At 59.3% G+C, this 15,895-nt stretch carries 12 protein-coding genes, 1 other RNA gene and 1 pseudogene; 9 read left to right on the top strand and 5 right to left on the bottom strand.

Translation table 11 applies throughout. The features are described from left to right. The first annotated feature begins 268 nt into the window (after window positions 1-268). Window positions 269-1,942 carry a DNA repair protein RecN gene (recN, locus tag AC07RO_RS20575; protein WP_346627892.1) on the top strand — a complete coding sequence of 558 codons (1,674 nt, stop codon included), beginning with the start codon at window positions 269-271 and terminating at the stop codon, window positions 1,940-1,942. A 113-nt stretch (window positions 1,943-2,055) separates the two neighbouring features. On the opposite strand, the gene fur is transcribed toward recN, so the two are convergent. Further along, window positions 2,056-2,463 (bottom strand): ferric iron uptake transcriptional regulator, encoded by a 408-nt coding sequence (gene fur, locus AC07RO_RS20570; protein ID WP_065987616.1) that lies wholly within the window; start codon window positions 2,461-2,463, stop codon window positions 2,056-2,058. Window positions 2,464-2,561: 98 nt separating this feature from the next. On the opposite strand from fur, the gene AC07RO_RS20565 reads away from it, so the two are divergent. Beyond that, a complete protein-coding gene (locus AC07RO_RS20565; RefSeq protein WP_074888447.1) occupies window positions 2,562-3,086 on the top strand; it encodes an outer membrane protein assembly factor BamE in 525 nt (174 codons plus the stop codon). Window positions 3,087-3,186: 100 nt separating this feature from the next. Here AC07RO_RS20565 and AC07RO_RS20560 read toward each other — a convergent pair whose 3' ends face one another. The 3 genes from AC07RO_RS20560 to AC07RO_RS20550 are packed head-to-tail and all read right to left on the bottom strand — an operon-like array spanning window position 3,187 to window position 5,333. Further along, window positions 3,187-3,495, bottom strand: a complete 309-nt coding sequence (locus tag AC07RO_RS20560) for an RnfH family protein (RefSeq protein ID WP_495086935.1) — start codon at window positions 3,493-3,495, stop codon at window positions 3,187-3,189. Continuing rightward, a complete protein-coding gene (locus AC07RO_RS20555) occupies window positions 3,488-3,922 on the bottom strand; it encodes a type II toxin-antitoxin system RatA family toxin (protein WP_133776812.1) in 435 nt (144 codons plus the stop codon). The genes AC07RO_RS20560 and AC07RO_RS20555 overlap by 8 nt, the downstream gene beginning before the upstream one ends. Window positions 3,923-3,929: 7 nt before the next feature. After that, the gene (locus tag AC07RO_RS20550) at window positions 3,930-5,333 is read right to left on the bottom strand and encodes a sodium-dependent transporter (RefSeq protein WP_282367005.1); all 1,404 of its coding nucleotides are present in this window, start codon (window positions 5,331-5,333) and stop codon (window positions 3,930-3,932) included. Window positions 5,334-5,460: 127 nt separating this feature from the next. Here AC07RO_RS20550 and smpB point away from each other — a divergent pair, with 127 nt between their 5' ends. After that, window positions 5,461-5,943: an SsrA-binding protein SmpB gene (gene smpB / locus AC07RO_RS20545; RefSeq protein WP_065987620.1), complete on the top strand. Its 483-nt coding sequence runs from the start codon at window positions 5,461-5,463 to the stop codon at window positions 5,941-5,943. An 81-nt stretch (window positions 5,944-6,024) separates the two neighbouring features. Here the strand turns inward: smpB and AC07RO_RS20540 are convergent, their stop codons facing one another. Continuing rightward, window positions 6,025-6,792 carry a GntR family transcriptional regulator gene (locus AC07RO_RS20540; RefSeq protein ID WP_495086934.1) on the bottom strand — a complete coding sequence of 256 codons (768 nt, stop codon included), beginning with the start codon at window positions 6,790-6,792 and terminating at the stop codon, window positions 6,025-6,027. 428 nt (window positions 6,793-7,220) lie between these two features. On the opposite strand from AC07RO_RS20540, the gene AC07RO_RS20535 reads away from it, so the two are divergent. The 6 genes and pseudogenes from AC07RO_RS20535 (at window position 7,221) to AC07RO_RS20510 (ending at window position 15,460) form a co-directional block, all read left to right on the top strand. Next, window positions 7,221-8,927 carry a lactate permease LctP family transporter gene (locus AC07RO_RS20535; protein ID WP_495086933.1) on the top strand — a complete coding sequence of 569 codons (1,707 nt, stop codon included), beginning with the start codon at window positions 7,221-7,223 and terminating at the stop codon, window positions 8,925-8,927. 68 nt (window positions 8,928-8,995) lie between these two features. Continuing rightward, a complete protein-coding gene (gene lldD, locus AC07RO_RS20530) occupies window positions 8,996-10,141 on the top strand; it encodes an FMN-dependent L-lactate dehydrogenase LldD (RefSeq protein WP_495086932.1) in 1,146 nt (381 codons plus the stop codon). A 70-nt stretch (window positions 10,142-10,211) separates the two neighbouring features. After that, window positions 10,212-13,022: an FAD-binding and (Fe-S)-binding domain-containing protein gene (locus AC07RO_RS20525; RefSeq protein WP_495086931.1), complete on the top strand. Its 2,811-nt coding sequence runs from the start codon at window positions 10,212-10,214 to the stop codon at window positions 13,020-13,022. Window positions 13,023-13,233: 211 nt separating this feature from the next. Then, a complete protein-coding gene (locus tag AC07RO_RS20520; protein WP_192173322.1) occupies window positions 13,234-13,524 on the top strand; it encodes a PA2433 domain-containing protein in 291 nt (96 codons plus the stop codon). A gap of 113 nt (window positions 13,525-13,637) precedes the next feature. Then, window positions 13,638-14,029: a transfer-messenger RNA gene (ssrA, locus tag AC07RO_RS20515) on the top strand. Window positions 14,030-14,204: 175 nt separating this feature from the next. Continuing rightward, window positions 14,205-15,460, top strand: a pseudogene (locus tag AC07RO_RS20510) (integrase domain-containing protein). Window positions 15,461-15,895 lie beyond the last annotated feature (435 nt).

The raw sequence follows: 15,895 nt of genomic DNA, 5'->3' as shown, positions 1-15,895 counted from the left end.
TCCTTCTAATTACATCCGTGAGCTCAACTCACGCCTCTGCCCGGCTATATGGGGTCGTAATTCTCGGGTTCAAGGGTTTAGGTGCAGGATCGGCTGAATAACCCTACAAATGTTCTGACATGGGTTCGGTGGCCACGCGCGATGGCGAAAAGCAGGATTGATGCTAAAAATGGGCGATGACCTTTCAAATCGAGCTAAGGCCGGGCATTGTCAGCCCAAAGCAAAACACTGTATAAATAACCAGACAAATTGTTTGGGAGCCGCTCTGATGCTGGTCCACCTGTCCATACATAACTACGCCATCGTTGAACATCTCGATCTCGAACTTGATCGCGGCATGAGTGTGATCACCGGGGAAACCGGGGCCGGCAAGTCGATCATGCTCGACGCGCTCGGCCTCACGCTGGGCGATCGCGCCGACAGTGGCGTGGTAAGGCCAGGTGCCGACAAGGCAGACATTCTGGCGACCTTCGACGTGTCGGATATCCCTGAAGCCAGCGCATGGCTGAAGGAGCGAGACCTCGAAACCGACGGTCCCTGCATTCTGCGCCGCGTCATTACTGCCGAAGGCCGATCACGCGCCTATATAAACGGGACGCCTTGCCCCCAGGGGGACCTGAAAGCCCTTGGCGAGCTGGTGATCGATATTCACAGCCAGCACGAGCATCAGTCGCTGCTGAAGACCGATACCCATCGGCGCTTGCTGGACGAATACGCGGGCGCCACCGACCTTGCACGTCAAGTGCAACTGGCCTCCCAGCGCTGGCGGCAAACGCGCCAGGAGCTTGAGCGCCTTTCCAACTCCGGCGACGAGCAGCGTGCCAAGCATCAGTTGCTGAGCTACCAACTTGAAGAGCTGGAAAGCCTGAGCCTCGGCGAAAACGAGCTCGAACGGCTGGAACAGGAACACACCACGCTGACCAATGCCGAAAGCCTGCTGGGCATCTGCCGGCAAGTTGTGGAGCTGTGCAGTGAAAGTGACTCCGGCAATGCGCTGAACGCACTGACCGCCAGCCTTAATCGACTCAGCAGCGTGAACAACACGCCAGATGCGTTGAACGAAGCGACCAACCTGCTCTCGAGTGCGCAGATTCAGGTCGAAGAGGCCGTCGGCGAGATCAACCGTTTCCTTGATCGCTTCGAAGCGGACCCCGCCCGCCTGCAGCAAATCGAAGAGCGCCTTGACACCATCTATACGCTGGCACGCAAACACCGCGTGCAGCCTACTGAAGTTGCAGCGCTGCACCAGAAGTTGCTCGACGAGATCGAAACCCTCAACGCCAACGACGAAGCAATCGAGAGACTGGAACACGAGGTAGGCTCCTATGCGCGGCATTATCAAGAGAAGGCGCGCGAGCTGAGCGACCTGCGTCACCGTGCTGCGCCGGAACTGGCCCACAAGGTCGAGCATGAAATTCAGCGGCTGGGTATGCCGGGCGGACGCTTCAATATCGAGCTGCGCGAGAACGTAGACAAAGAGCTGTCACCCAACGGGCTGGAGCAGGTTGAGCTGCTGGTCAGCGCCAACCCGGGTCAGCCGCTCAAGGCGCTGGCGAAGGTGGCGTCGGGCGGGGAACTCTCGCGGATCAGTCTGGCGATTCAAGTGATCACCGCACAGACATCTCGGGTTCCGACGCTGGTGTTTGACGAAGTGGACGTCGGTATCGGCGGCCCTACCGCTGAAATCGTCGGTCAACTGCTGCGTCGTCTTGGCGAACGCGGCCAGGTCATGACCGTTACGCACTTGCCGCAAGTCGCCGCTCAAGGGCATCAACACCTGTTTGTACATAAAGTCAGGGAATCAGACGTGACGCGTACAGCGGTGTCCAAGCTGAGCAAGAACGAGCGAGTGGAGGAAGTGGCGCGAATGCTGGGCGGTATCGATCTGACCAAAGAGTCCCTCGCACACGCCAAGAAGATGGTGGTCGCATCCAAATCTTGATGATCTTTACGGCTTAACCCGGGCGGCGCGGATCTGGCAGCATCCCCTGATCGCAAACTGCAGAAACAACAAAGGCGACCCGAGGGTCGCCTTTGTCGTACTTCACAAAAGGCTTACACCTTTTGCTTGCGTACGTAGAGCACCAGATTGTGGTCAACCAGCTCGAAGCCGTGCTTGCTCACAATGGCTTTTTGCAGCTTTTCGATTTCTTCGTCGAAGAACTCGATGACCTCACCGGATTCCACGTTGACCATGTGGTCGTGGTGGCCTCCGTCAGCCAGTTCGAATACCGCGTGGCCGCCGTCGAAATTGTGGCGAACCACCAACCCGGCTGCTTCGAACTGAGTCAGAACTCGGTAAACCGTTGCCAGACCGACGTCTTCGTTGGCCTCCATCAGCGCCTTGTAGACGTCCTCCGCGCTCATGTGACGCTGCTGCGCAGAATCGAGCATTTGAAGGATCTTGACCCGCGGCAGGGTCACTTTAAGTCCGGCTTTGCGTAGTTCGCTATTTTCAACCATGGTCAGCTTTCTCGCAGACGCTGCTTCGCAGCTTCTCTTAATGCAGGTATGATCGGGGTTTACGTTGTCCCAGCCAAGATAGTGGAAGTCGCCCACCGATGCAAAACACCAAGCTCTTGCTAACCAGTTTCACCTTCGTGGGACTGCTCGCACTCGCCGGTTGTTCATTCCCCGGGGTTTATAAAATCGACATCCAACAGGGCAATGTCGTCACGCAGGACATGATAGACCAGTTGCGCCCGGGAATGACCCGTCGGCAAGTAAGGTTTATCATGGGCAACCCCTTGCTGACCGACACCTTCCACCCTGAACGCTGGGACTATCTGTACAGCCTGCAGCCTGGTGGTGGCGAACGCCAGCAGGAACGCGTCAGCCTGATCTTCAATGGCAATGACCAGCTGGCGAGCCTTTCCGGTGACTTCAAGCCGGGTGTCAGCCGCGACGAGGCCATTCTCGGGAAGAGCAGCGACACGACTGTCACCCCCGAAAACCAAGGGACGCAGCCGCCGAAGGAAGAGCCGCCGAAGCCTGGATCGCTGCTTGAGCAGATTCAGAACGACGTCGACAAGGTCGAAACCGTTCCCGTTCCTTCCCAGGAGCCGCTGGACACAAACCCGCGCTGATTCACTGTTTCCCTTGTGGAATCACCCGCACAAAAAAGCCCGGATATACCGGGCTTTTTTACGTCTCTCAATCGAGCCGATGAGAAAATTAAATCGGTTTTTACGCTTTTCTCGCCTCAGCTGCTTTTAAAGCACGCAGACGGCGCACCTCTTTCGGATCAGCCAGCAACGGGCGATAGATCTCAACCCTGTCGCCGGCTTCCAGCTCACGCTGCTCCGGGTCGCCCACGAGCTTGCCGAAGATGCCTAACGGGCACTGTGCGATGTCCAGCTCATGAAAGCGCTCGGCCATACCCGATGCAATAGCCGCAGCGCGGACCGATGTTCCGACGGGCACGTCCAGCGTCAGCAACTCCTGGCGGTCGACGGCGGCATAGACCACCTCGACGCGGATCGTTAGCTCAGCCATGCAACTCTTTGGCTCGCTGGCAGAAAGCATCAACCAAGGTGTTGGCGGCCTGATTGAACAGCGGCCCCAGGGTCGCGCGGACAATCGAACCGCTGTAGTCGAACGACAGGTCGAGGCTGATCTTGCATGCCTTTTCATTCAGGGCCTTGAAGGTCCAGACGCCGTGAAGCTGACTGAAAGGCCCCTCCTCCAGATTCATCTCGATGGTTTGCCCCGGCGTCAGCGTGTTGCGAGTAACGAAGTGCTGGCTCAGGCCGCCCTTTGCAATCTCGACACGCGCACGCATTGAGGTATCACTCTGCTCAAGCACGGTGCCGGCGGAACACCACGGCAGAAACTCGGAGTAGCGACTCACGTCGTTGACCAGGTCGTACAGCGCCTGGGCGGGATATGGCAAAAGGGCGGAACGTTGAATATGCGTAGTCATGTCAGCGTCATTTCCAAAGCTGAGCGGCAAAGACAACCACAATGCCGATCGGCGCCACATAGCGCATCAAAAAGAACGTTAAAGCGAACAGAACCGGGCTGCGTACCGACAACTCGTCGCGCACCGCACCGCGTCCCATCACCCAACCTGCGAATACCACAAAGCACAATCCACCCAGCGGAAGCATGATCCGCGAGGTGAAGAAATCGATGACGCCGAAGAAATCCAGCCCCGACGACGCTCCCCACTGATAGAGGTGGAAGCCGCCGCCTTCGTTCACGAAGAATTTGGCCTGCTTCCAGATGTTGAACGAGAAAACCGTCCCGAGGCCGACGAACCAGCAGATGAACGATAGCCAGAACGTCACCCAGCCGCGGCGAACTTTTGTACGCTCCACCAGATACGCGACCATGGGTTCGAGCAAGGAAATGGCCGAGCTCCAGGCCGCGACCGCGACAAGGATAAAGAACACCACGCCCATGACCGTACCGAAGGCGACGTTACCAAATGCATACGGCAGCGTAACGAACATCAGGCCCGGCCCTTCGCTTGGGTTCAGACCCGCCGCGAACACAATCGGAAACAATGCGAGGCCCGCCAGCAGCGACACGAAGGTGTCGAGCAATGCCACGCCCACCACCGTCGCGCTGATCGAGGCCTCTTTGGTCATGTAGGCGCCATAAATCATGATCGAACCGACGCCCACACTCAGCGAGAAAAAAGCATGACCCATGGCCGGGAGCAGGCCATCAAGGAGCTTCTCTGGGGTGAAGTCGAACATGAAATGCACGCCTTCCATGAAGTGCCCGGTGGTCAGGCTATAGCCCAACAGAATCACCATCAGCACAAACAGCAACGGCATCAGGATACGCAGGCTGCGCTCGAGGCCGGCGTTCACGCCCTTGGCGATGGTGATTGCCGACAGCAACATGAATAACGTATGCCAGCCGACCAGACGCCAGGGATCGGCAATCATCTCGCCAAAATAGGCACCGACACCGTCAGGCGTTACGCCTCTGAAGTCGCCCTTGCCGACATCGATGATGTACTCGAGCGACCAGCCACCGACGACACTATAAAAAGAAAGGATCAATAGCGCGGTGACCATGCCGGCGAAAGCGCCCCATGACCACTTTGACGAATGCCCCGCTTCCAGGGCCAGCGTACGCAGCGCGTTGGCCGGACTCTGCCGTGCGCGTCGCCCGATAAGCGTCTCGGCGATCATCACCGGAATCCCGATCAGGGCGATGCACGCCAGAAACACCAGCACAAACGCGCCGCCGCCGTAGACGCCGACCATGTAGGGGAATTTCCAGATGCTGCCCAACCCTACGGCAGAGCCGGTGGCCGCCAAGATAAACACCCAGCGACTGGCCCAACTCCCGTGAACCGAAACCTTGTCCGTCGACATCGTTGACACGTCCAACACGCAAAAAAGATCGCGCATTGTCCGGGATTCACTCCACCTGCTCAAGCACACAGCTTCAGCGCGCGAGCCCATAGCCGAGACGCCCGTTGATCCCTATAATGCGTCGCCTATGGCTAAGCTCAAGAAACATCCCACAGGGACCATCGCGCAAAATAAAAAGGCGCGTCACGATTACTTCATCGAACACAAGTTCGAGGCCGGTCTGGTCCTGGCTGGCTGGGAAGTAAAAAGCCTGCGTGCCAACAAGGTGCAGCTGGTTGACAGTTACGTGTTGCTCAAAGACGGTGAGGCCTGGCTGATGGGTAGCCATATCTCGCCACTGACGACAGCCAGTACCCACGTCATCGCTGACCCGACACGCACCCGTAAACTGTTGCTCAACAAGCGCGAGCTGGAAAAGCTGACGTCGTCTGTACAGCAAAAAGGCTATGCCTGCGTGGCCCTTGCCCTTTACTGGAAGCAGCACTTGATCAAGTGCGAGATTGCTCTGGGCAAAGGCAAGAAGGAATACGACAAGCGCGATACCGAGCGCGAACGCGACTCCAATCGCGAGCTGCAACGCGCAGTGCGGAACAAGGGCAAGGAAGACTGATTCAGTCTTTCCCGCCGCTTAGAAACGCCGCTCTAACCGGTGGCGCACGGTCCGCGATGGGTCGGGCGCCGTGCAGCATCTTCAAATCCGGTTGCGCCGTTCAGCCCGCTCCGTGCGCTGCACTTGCTGGCGCACTTCTTCCAGCACCTCCTGCACGTACAGCAAATGGCGGCTCGACACTTCTCGAGCATCGTCTGCCCGCCCTTCGATAATCGCCAGGTACAACTCACGATGCTGATCAATCAGCATGTCGCGGGTTTCTGCGCGCTGTTTGTACATGCCGCCGATGTTGGTGACCACGCTGCGCCGCAGCAGATCGAACAGGCCGCGAATGGTGTGCAGCAACACAGCGTTATGGCTGGCTTCGGCGATGGCGAGGTGGAAACTGGCGTCTGCTGCGCCCTCCTCCGCACGACTCACTTCCTCCGCGCGGCTGTAGCAGTCCTGCAGAGCATCGAACGCCTCGCGCAGCCGCAGCCGATCAACATCCGTCGCGCGTATGGCTGCGTAGTAGGCGCAGGAGGCTTCCAGGGTATGGCGGAACTCAAGCAGGTCGCGCTGGGCGTCCGGGCTGCTTTCCAACAGATGAAGCAGTGGATCGCTGAACGTGGACCCAAGACTGTCGACCACGTAATTGCCGCCGCCTTGACGGCTGATCAACAGCCCTTTGGCCGTCAGCTTTTGAATCGCCTCACGCAGCGAAGGGCGCGACACGCCGAACTGCTCGGCCAGCGCTCGCTCAGCCGGCAGACGACCGCCAGAGCGCAACGTGCCCTCCAGAATCATCCTTTCCAACTGCTCGACAATATCGTCGGACAAGCGGCGCTGACGCACCTGATCAAAGCCCATAACCCTTCACTCCACAACCCGACTGCCCCGCCTGGCTTGGCCGCGGGGCGCATATTCTCGCTGATCGCGATCAGACATTCACCCGGCAGATGTAGGAGAAATCTCCCTCTCAGGCGAAGTGCGGATGAAATCCGGGCGAGCTGCTACGAAAGTTTACGCGTCATAAATTGACACACCGTCAGCAAGGCTCCTAACCTAGCGCCAAGACATTGTAAATTGGTATTACCAATTTACAATGCCGGCGAGGGACGGCTTATCGCTGTCCCACGTTGCAGGCACTTCCCGACGGCGGAACGCTTGAGCTGGTGAGCTGTGCGACTCGTTCGTCAGCGCCGGCAGGCCGACAAATACGCAGTTGTCACCTGCAGGAGCCGCGCACGTAAGACATGGACACCGGGCCTAACCAAAAACAATTAGGGGCCTCATACATGCAAACCTGGCAACAGCTCTACACACCTCTCGGCGGCTTGGGCCTTTCGGCGCTGGTGGCTGTCATTCCGATCGTTTTCTTCTTTCTGGCGCTGGCGATCTTCCGGCTCAAGGGGCACGTCGCGGGAGCCATCACGCTGCTGCTCGCCGTACTGATCGCTATCTTCGCGTTCCAGATGCCTGCCGACATGGCCGTCGCGTCCGCCGGCTACGGCTTCCTCTACGGCTTGTGGCCCATCGCGTGGATCATCATTGCGGCCGTGTTTCTCTACAAACTGACGGTCAAAAGTGGCCAGTTCGAGATCATTCGCAGCTCGGTCATGTCGATCACCGATGACCAGCGCCTGCAGGTCTTGCTGATCGGATTCTGCTTCGGCGCGTTCCTGGAAGGCGCAGCAGGCTTCGGCGCACCGGTGGCGATCACCGCAGCGTTACTCGTTGGCCTGGGATTGAACCCGCTGTATGCCGCCGGCCTCTGCCTGATCGCCAACACCGCACCGGTGGCGTTTGGCGCACTGGGCATCCCGATCATCGTGGCCGGTCAGGTGTCCGGTCTCGACCCGTTCAAGATCGGAGCCATGGCCGGTCGTCAATTGCCACTGTTGTCGGTGTTCGTGCCGTTCTGGCTGATGTTCATGATGGACGGTGTGAAAGGCGTCAAGGAGACCTGGCCAGCGGCTCTGGTCGCGGGCGGCAGCTTCGCCATCGTGCAATTTCTGACCTCTAATTTCATTGGCCCGGAACTGCCTGACATTACCTCGGCGCTGGTCAGCCTTGTATCCCTGACCTTCTTCCTGAAAGTCTGGCAGCCAGCCCGCGCGGCCGATGCAAAAATCGTCGGTGCGTCCGGCGGTGCTGCGGTCATGGGCGGCGGCGCCGGTAATGTGGGCGGTTTTGGTCAGCCGCGCACCACCAAAAAATCGCCGTACTCGGCAGGCACCATCATCAAGGCATGGTCGCCGTTCCTGATCCTGACTGTCGTCGTGACGATCTGGACGCTGAAGCCGTTCAAGGCGCTGTTCGCCGCGGGCGGTCCATTGCAGGCACTGACCATGAACTTCCCGGTGCCGCACCTGGATCAACTGGTGATGAAGATGGCGCCGATTGTCGCCAACCCGACGGCCATGCCTGCGGTGTACAAGTTCGACCTGCTCGCTGCATCGGGCAGCGCGATTCTGATCTCGGCGATTCTGGCGATGATCGTGCTGCGCATTACACCTAAAACAGGTTTGGTCACGTTCAAAGAAACGCTGATCGAATTGCGCTGGGCCATCGTGTCCATCGGCATGGTGCTGGCCTTCGCCTTCGTCATGAACTACTCCGGCATGTCCTCGACGCTCGCACTGGTCCTCGCCGGGACTGGCAGCGCCTTCCCGTTCTTCTCGCCATTCCTCGGCTGGCTCGGGGTGTTCCTGACAGGCTCCGACACCTCGTCGAACGCCCTGTTTGGCTCGTTGCAGGCCACCACTGCACACCAGCTGGGCGTCAGTGACGTGCTGATGGTCGCGGCCAACTCCAGCGGCGGCGTGACCGGCAAGATGATTTCCCCGCAATCGATCGCGGTAGCCTGCGCGGCAACCGGGCTGGTGGGTAAAGAATCCGACCTGTTCCGCTTCACCCTCAAGCACAGCATTTTCTTCGCCACGATCGTTGGCTGCATCACCTACGCCCAGGCGTACTGGTTCACCGGCATGCTGGTTCATTAATCAGACGAGCGCCGGGTGTGCTGCTTGCGCGCCCGGCTGTGGCCCCGCTCACTCATCTGCGAGATCCCATGATCATTTCTGCCTCCACCGACTACCGCGCCGCCGCCCAGCGCAAGCTCCCGCCCTTCCTGTTCCACTACGCGGACGGTGGCGCCTACGCCGAGCACACCCTGCGCCACAACGTTTCCGACTTGGCCAGCATTGCGCTGCGCCAGCGCATCCTGAAGAACATGTCCGAGCTGAGTCTGGAGACGACGCTGTTCGGTGAAACCCTGAGCATGCCGATGGCACTGGCTCCGGTTGGCCTATGCGGCATGTATGCCCGCCGTGGCGAAGTACAGGCCGCCCGCGCCGCAGACGCCAAGGGCATTCCGTTCACGCTGTCGACGGTGTCGTTGTGCCCGATTGAGGAAGTCGCGCCGGCGATCAAGCGACCCATGTGGTTTCAGCTGTATGTGCTGAAGGATCGCGGTTTCATGCGCAACGCGCTGGAGCGAGCCAAAGCCGCCGGTGTGAAAACACTGGTCTTCACCGTCGACATGCCCGTCCCAGGCGCCCGCTACCGTGACGCCCATTCCGGCATGAGCGGCAAAAGCGGGCCGATGCGCCGGGTCTTGCAAGCCATGACTCACCCGCAATGGGCGTGGGACGTGGGCATCAACGGCCGGCCCCATGACTTGGGCAACGTGTCGGCCTATCGCGGGAACCCTACAGGTCTCACCGATTACATCGCCTGGCTGGGCAACAACTTCGATCCGTCGATTTCATGGAAAGACCTGGAATGGATTCGCGATTCCTGGGACGGCCCGATGATCATCAAAGGCATCCTTGACCCTGACGACGCACGGGATGCGGTGAAATTCGGCGCCGACGGCATCGTCGTGTCCAACCATGGTGGCCGCCAGCTCGACGGCGCGCTGTCCACCGCCCGCGCGCTGCCCGCCATTGCCGACGCGGTAAAAGGCGATCTGAAGATTCTGGCCGACTCCGGCATTCGCAGCGGCCTGGATGTGGTGCGCATGATTGCCCTCGGGGCCGACACCGTGCTGATCGGCCGCGCGTTCATCTACGCCTTGGCCACCCACGGAGAGGCCGGGGTGAAAAACCTGCTGGATCTGTTCGAGAAGGAAATGCGCGTGGCGATGGTCCTGACCGGCGCCAAGTCAATCAGCGAGATCACCCGCGATTCGCTCGTCCGCGAACTGGGCGCCTGACCGCGCTGCCCCCCGCATGCGGCCCGACAGAGGCCGCAGCGCCACCGAGATGCCCCCACGAGGAAATCGCATGACCTTGCCCGCCGCTTTTCTGGCCGGTGTGAACAGCCTCATTCCTGCCGGAAGACGCTTCGACGACCCGCTCTCGACCTTGGCCTTCGGCACCGACGCCAGCTTTTATCGGCTGATCCCCAAGCTGGTCATCCGCGTCGAATCAGAAGACGAAGTCGTGACGCTGCTTAAACTGGCGCAGGTCGATAAAGTCCCGGTGACCTTTCGTGCGGCCGGCACCAGCCTCTCGGGCCAAGCCATCAGCGACTCGGTATTGATCGTGCTCGGCGACAACTGGAACGGCCGTGAAATACGCGAGCAAGGCGCGCAGATCCGTTTGCAGCCCGGCGTTATCGGCGCACAGGCCAACGTCTGGCTGGCGCCATTTGGACGCAAGATCGGTCCTGACCCGGCGTCCATGCACGCGGCAAAAATCGGCGGCATCGTCGCCAACAATTCCAGCGGCATGTGCTGCGGCACGGCCCAGAACACCTATCACACCCTTGCTGGCATCCGCTTGGTGCTCGCCGACGGCGCCCGCCTGGACACGGAAGATGCCGCCAGCGTCGCTGCATTTAAAGTCAGCCATGCCGAGCTGCTCGACCGCCTCGCGCAACTGGGCCGTGAGACGCGCGCAAACACCGAACTCGCCGCGAAGATTCGCCACAAGTACCGTCTGAAGAACACCTGCGGCCTGTCACTGAACGCCTTGGTGGATTTCGACGAGCCGCTCGACATCCTCAGTCACCTGCTGGTGGGTTCGGAGGGCACGCTGGGTTTCATCAGCGCGGTGACGTACGACACGATGCCCGATCACCCGAGCAAGGCGACGGCGCTGATTGTTTTTCCCGACATCGAAACCTGCTGCAACGCCGTGGCGGTGCTGAAAACCCAGCCGGTCGCTGCCGTCGAACTGCTTGATCGGCGCAGCATGCGCTCGGTGCAGGACAAGCCGGGCATGCCGGCCTTCGTTCGTGAGCTGTCGGACGGCGCCTGTGCACTGTTGATCGAAGCCCGCGCTGCGACGCAGCCGTTGTTGCACGAGCAACTGGCGCAGATCATGGCGTCCATCGCGCACTTTCCGGTTGAGAAGCAGGTTGATTTCACCGAAGACGCGGCCGAGAACGCACGGCTCTGGGCCATTCGCAAGGACACCTTTCCTGCCGTCGGCGCGGTGCGTGAGACGGGTACGACGGTGATAATCGAAGACGTGACCTTCCCCGTCGAGCAACTGGCCATCGGCGTTCGGCGATTGATCGAACTGTTCGAAAAGCACCGCTACGACGAGGCGATCCTGTTCGGCCATGCGCTGGAGGGCAACCTGCACTTCGTCTTCACCCAAGGCTTCAACGATCCGCAGGAGATCGCGCGTTATTCCGCGTTCATGGATGACGTCACGCAACTGGTGGCCGTGGAGTTCAACGGTTCCCTGAAAGCCGAACACGGGACTGGCCGCAACATGGCGCCGTTCGTGGAGCTTGAGTGGGGCAGCGACGCGTACTCGCTGATGTGGCAACTCAAACGGCTGCTCGATCCCGCTGGCATTCTCAATCCGGACGTCGTGCTCAGTGACGATCCGCAGGTGCACCTTAAGCATCTGAAACCCATGCCCGCTGCCGATGGGATCATCGACAAATGCATCGAGTGTGGTTTCTGCGAACCAGTATGTCCGTCGAAAGGCCTGACCCTGAGCCCACGGCAACGCATCGTCATGTGGCGTGAGATTCAGGCGAAAAAACGCGCGAACATCGACACGACCCAGCTGGAACGCGACTATCAGTACCACGGCATCGACACCTGCGCGGCCACCGGTTTGTGCGCGCAACGTTGCCCGGTCGGCATCAACACAGGCGAGCTGGTGAAGAAGCTTCGCGGGGAGCAAGCGCATCACGACAAGGCCGCTAGCTGGATCAGTCAGCACTTTGCGACGGCGTTGAAGGGCGCGCGATTTACGCTGCATGCCGCCAATGGCGCCCGCATGCTGTTGGGCGCACCGAGGCTGGCGAAGATTTCCGGCGCGCTGAGCAAAGCGTCTTCAGGCCGCGTGCCTCAGTGGACGCCAGCCATGCCGCAGCCCGAGAACGCTATTCGGTTCAGGCCGCCGGTTGAAGATCAGCGCCCTCGCGTGGTCTATCTGGCGGCCTGCGTGTCCCGCGTCATGGGGCCTGCGGCGGGCGATCGCGAACAGATGTCGCTGATGGACAAGACCCGAGGGCTGCTGGAGAAAGCCGGTTATCAGGTGGTATTTCCGGAGGACCAGGACAGTCTGTGCTGTGGCCAGCCTTTCTCCTCCAAGGGCTACGCCGAGCAGGCGGAAGGCAAGCGCCAGCAGATGCTTGCTGCGCTGACCAAGGCCAGTCGCGGCGGGCTCGATCCGATCTATTGCGACACCAGTCCCTGCACGTTGCGCCTGGTTCAGGACCTCAAGGAGACCCGGCTCGAACTGTATGACCCGGTACGTTTCATCCGAACCCATCTGCTGGACAAACTGGTGTTCACCCCGCAGCAGGCGCCCATCGCGGTTCACGTCACTTGCAGCACGCAACACCTGGGCGAGAGCCAGGCGCTGATCGACCTTGCACGAATGTGCAGCGTGAATGTGGTCGTTCCCGAAGGCATTCATTGCTGCGGCTTTGCGGGGGACAAAGGCTTTACGACACCCGAACTGAATGCCCACGCGCTACGCTCGCTGAAAGAGGCGGTCCAGTACTGTGATGAGGGGATTTCTACCAGCCGGACCTGCGAGATCGGGCTCACGCAACACGGTGGTATCGACTACCACGGCCTGGTCTATCTCGTGGATCGAGTGACTCAACCAAGAACCGCTTGATGCACACAAATGGGGCGGAGATCGCCCCATAATCCCGAAACATCCAGCAACGTGGCTTTTTCACAGCATTGTGAAAAAAATATAGAACCCCTGCGATGAGCGGCAGTCCATCTCTTTAAGCGCCACAACTCATTCGGCGCTTTTTTCCTCTATCTCGGGCACCGGCAAAATCGGCCGGCGATACCGAGTCAACAGGCTCAAGGAGATACACATGAAGCGCACTGCACTGACTGGACTGTTTCTTACCGCTGCACTGTTGGGTTCCCCGGTTTTCGCTGCTGATGACCTGTGCGGCGCGAACATCGCAGCGCTGAAAAATGCTGAGGCGTCGACCGTTACCAACCTGACCGGCGACAGCAAAACTGACCTTGAAAAAACCGTCGCTGACGCTACTGCCGCGCAGAAACGTGGCGATGACAAGGAGTGCATCTCCATCACTACCAAGAAAATCACCGAGCTGAAAACCGGCGGTGACGGCAGCGACGGCGGTGCCGCGAAGTAATTGCCGGATCGCGACTGGTCCAAGCCCGTCGCGAGCGGAATGTCAGGCGGACGGTCGACGTATCTCATTGATTCGGGTAGACTCCGCCGCCTGACTGCTAGAGCAGCAGAATTGGGGCCGATTAGGATTCGACGCCGGTGATGAAACTCTAGGGGCATGCCGACTTGGTAACAGAAGTCGTAAATCCACTGTTGCAACTTTCTATAGTTGCCAATGACGAAACCTACGGGGAACAAGCTCTCGCCGCGTAAGCGGTGCTAGCCTTCCTTCTGGTAGCTTCGGCTCCAGCAATCACCAGGGGATGCCTGTAAACCCAAAGTGATTGTCATATAGAACAGGATCGCCGTGCAGTACGCTGTGGACGAATCGGCTAAAACTTACACAGCTCGCCCAAAGCACCCTGCCCGTCGGGTCGCTGAGGGTTAACTTAATAGACACGGCTAAGCATGTAGGCCCGAAAGCGGAGTACTGGCGGACGGGGGTTCAAATCCCCCCGGCTCCACCAAATACACATCTAAAGACGTCCACGGACGTCTTTTTTTGTGCCTGAAATCCAGTAAATACGCGGCATCCAGCGCTTTTTCGGTCTTTTGAGAGTTGTTGAGTTCCAGCCATTCGGGTATTCCAGACCGTCCGGTGCTTATCTTTGGAACACCGAATTAGTGCCTGAGGACAATCTCATGCCTGCTCAATACCTCCGCCTCTCCGATCGACAGCTCAAGGGAGTCAAACCGGCGTCCAAGGATTACGTCCTCACAGATGGTGACGGTTTGCAGCTCCGCGTACGCAGCAACGGCTCGTTGCTGTGGAATTCAACTACCGCGAACCAGTGACCAAAAAGCGCATCAAAATCGGCTTCGGGACCTACCCCGAACTGTCGTTGGTGAACGCACGAAAGATGGCAGTCGATGCGCGGGAGCTGCTCGCCCAGGGCATCGATCCGAAGGTGCAGCGCAATACGCTGAATGAAGTCAAGCGCGCAGAAACGGAACACACCTTCGAGAACGTGGCCACCGCTTGGTTCGAACTCAAGAAGGACTCGGTCACCCCTGCCTACGCCGAGGACATTTGGCGGTCGCTCACGCTGCATTTATTTCCAGACCTGAAAACAACTCCGCTTTCAAAAATCAGCGCACCAATGGTCATCGAACTGCTTCGCCCAATCGAGGCCAAAGGCAGCCTCGAGACAGTGAAGCGATTGAGCCAACGACTCAACGAAATCATGACCTATGGGGTCAATTCAGGACTGATCTTTGCGAACCCCCTCAGTGGCATTCGCGCAGTATTCAAGAAACCCAAGAAACAGAACATGGCCGCGCTACGACCCGATGAGCTTTCCGAACTCATGATTGAAATCGCAAACGCCAGCATCAAGCGGATCACCCGCTGCCTGATCGAATGGCAACTGCACACCATGACTCGCCCTGCCGAAGCGGCTACCACTCGATGGGCAGACATCGACTTCGACAAACGCATCTGGACCATCCCGTCGGAGCGCATGAAAAAGCGTCGTCCGCACACCATCCCGCTGACCGAACAGGCACTCGCGTTACTGGAGACGCTAATGCCCCACAGCGGCCATAGGGAATACGTGTTCCCGGCAGATAGAAACCCTCGCACCCACGCCAACAGCCAGACCGCCAACATGGCGTTGAAACGCATGGGCTTCCAGGACCGCTTGGTTAGCCACGGCATGCGCTCCATGGCCAGCACCATCCTGAACGAGCATGGGTGGGATCCGGAGCTGATCGAAGTCGCGCTGGCGCATGTCGACAAGGACGAAGTCCGAAGTGCCTACAACCGAGCGGACTACATAGAACGCCGGCGTCCGATGATGGCTTGGTGGAGCGAGCACATCCAGAAAGCGGCCACTGGCAACCTGTCGGCATCTGCGATCAATCAAACTAGGGACCACAACGTCGTGCCGATACGGTGAGCGCTCACCGGACGCCGCCAGTAACCGAGAATGACTCCCCAGATGGAGTGATGGTTGATTTGGCGACACCGGCGACACCGGCGACAACCCGCGCAATACCTGGCCTGCAGCATGGCGACAAAAGTGGCGACTGTCGCCGTTGCAAGCCTCACTCTTAGGCTTCTCGGCCAAGCCCACGCGAGCGAGAAGGCTCCGCATTCCCACTCGCATGGGCTCTGCGTAATTGCATCTCACTTGACCACCTAATTGCATTGCCACTGACCAGTTATTTGGATTCGCGCTGACCAGCCGTTTGCAGTTGATGGGTGTCAGCGGGTGCCACTCAGTGCGAGTGCGTCAGCCAAGTACTGAAGGGCTCAATCGGCCAGAAGCAGACGTTCAGAAGGTGAAAACGATCCGACTTAAGCTCTCTAACCGAACTCAAAAACATACGGT

Source organism: Pseudomonas sp. GW821-FHT07F05, assembly GCF_059418765.1.
This window is presented reverse-complemented; position numbering and strand designations above follow the sequence as displayed.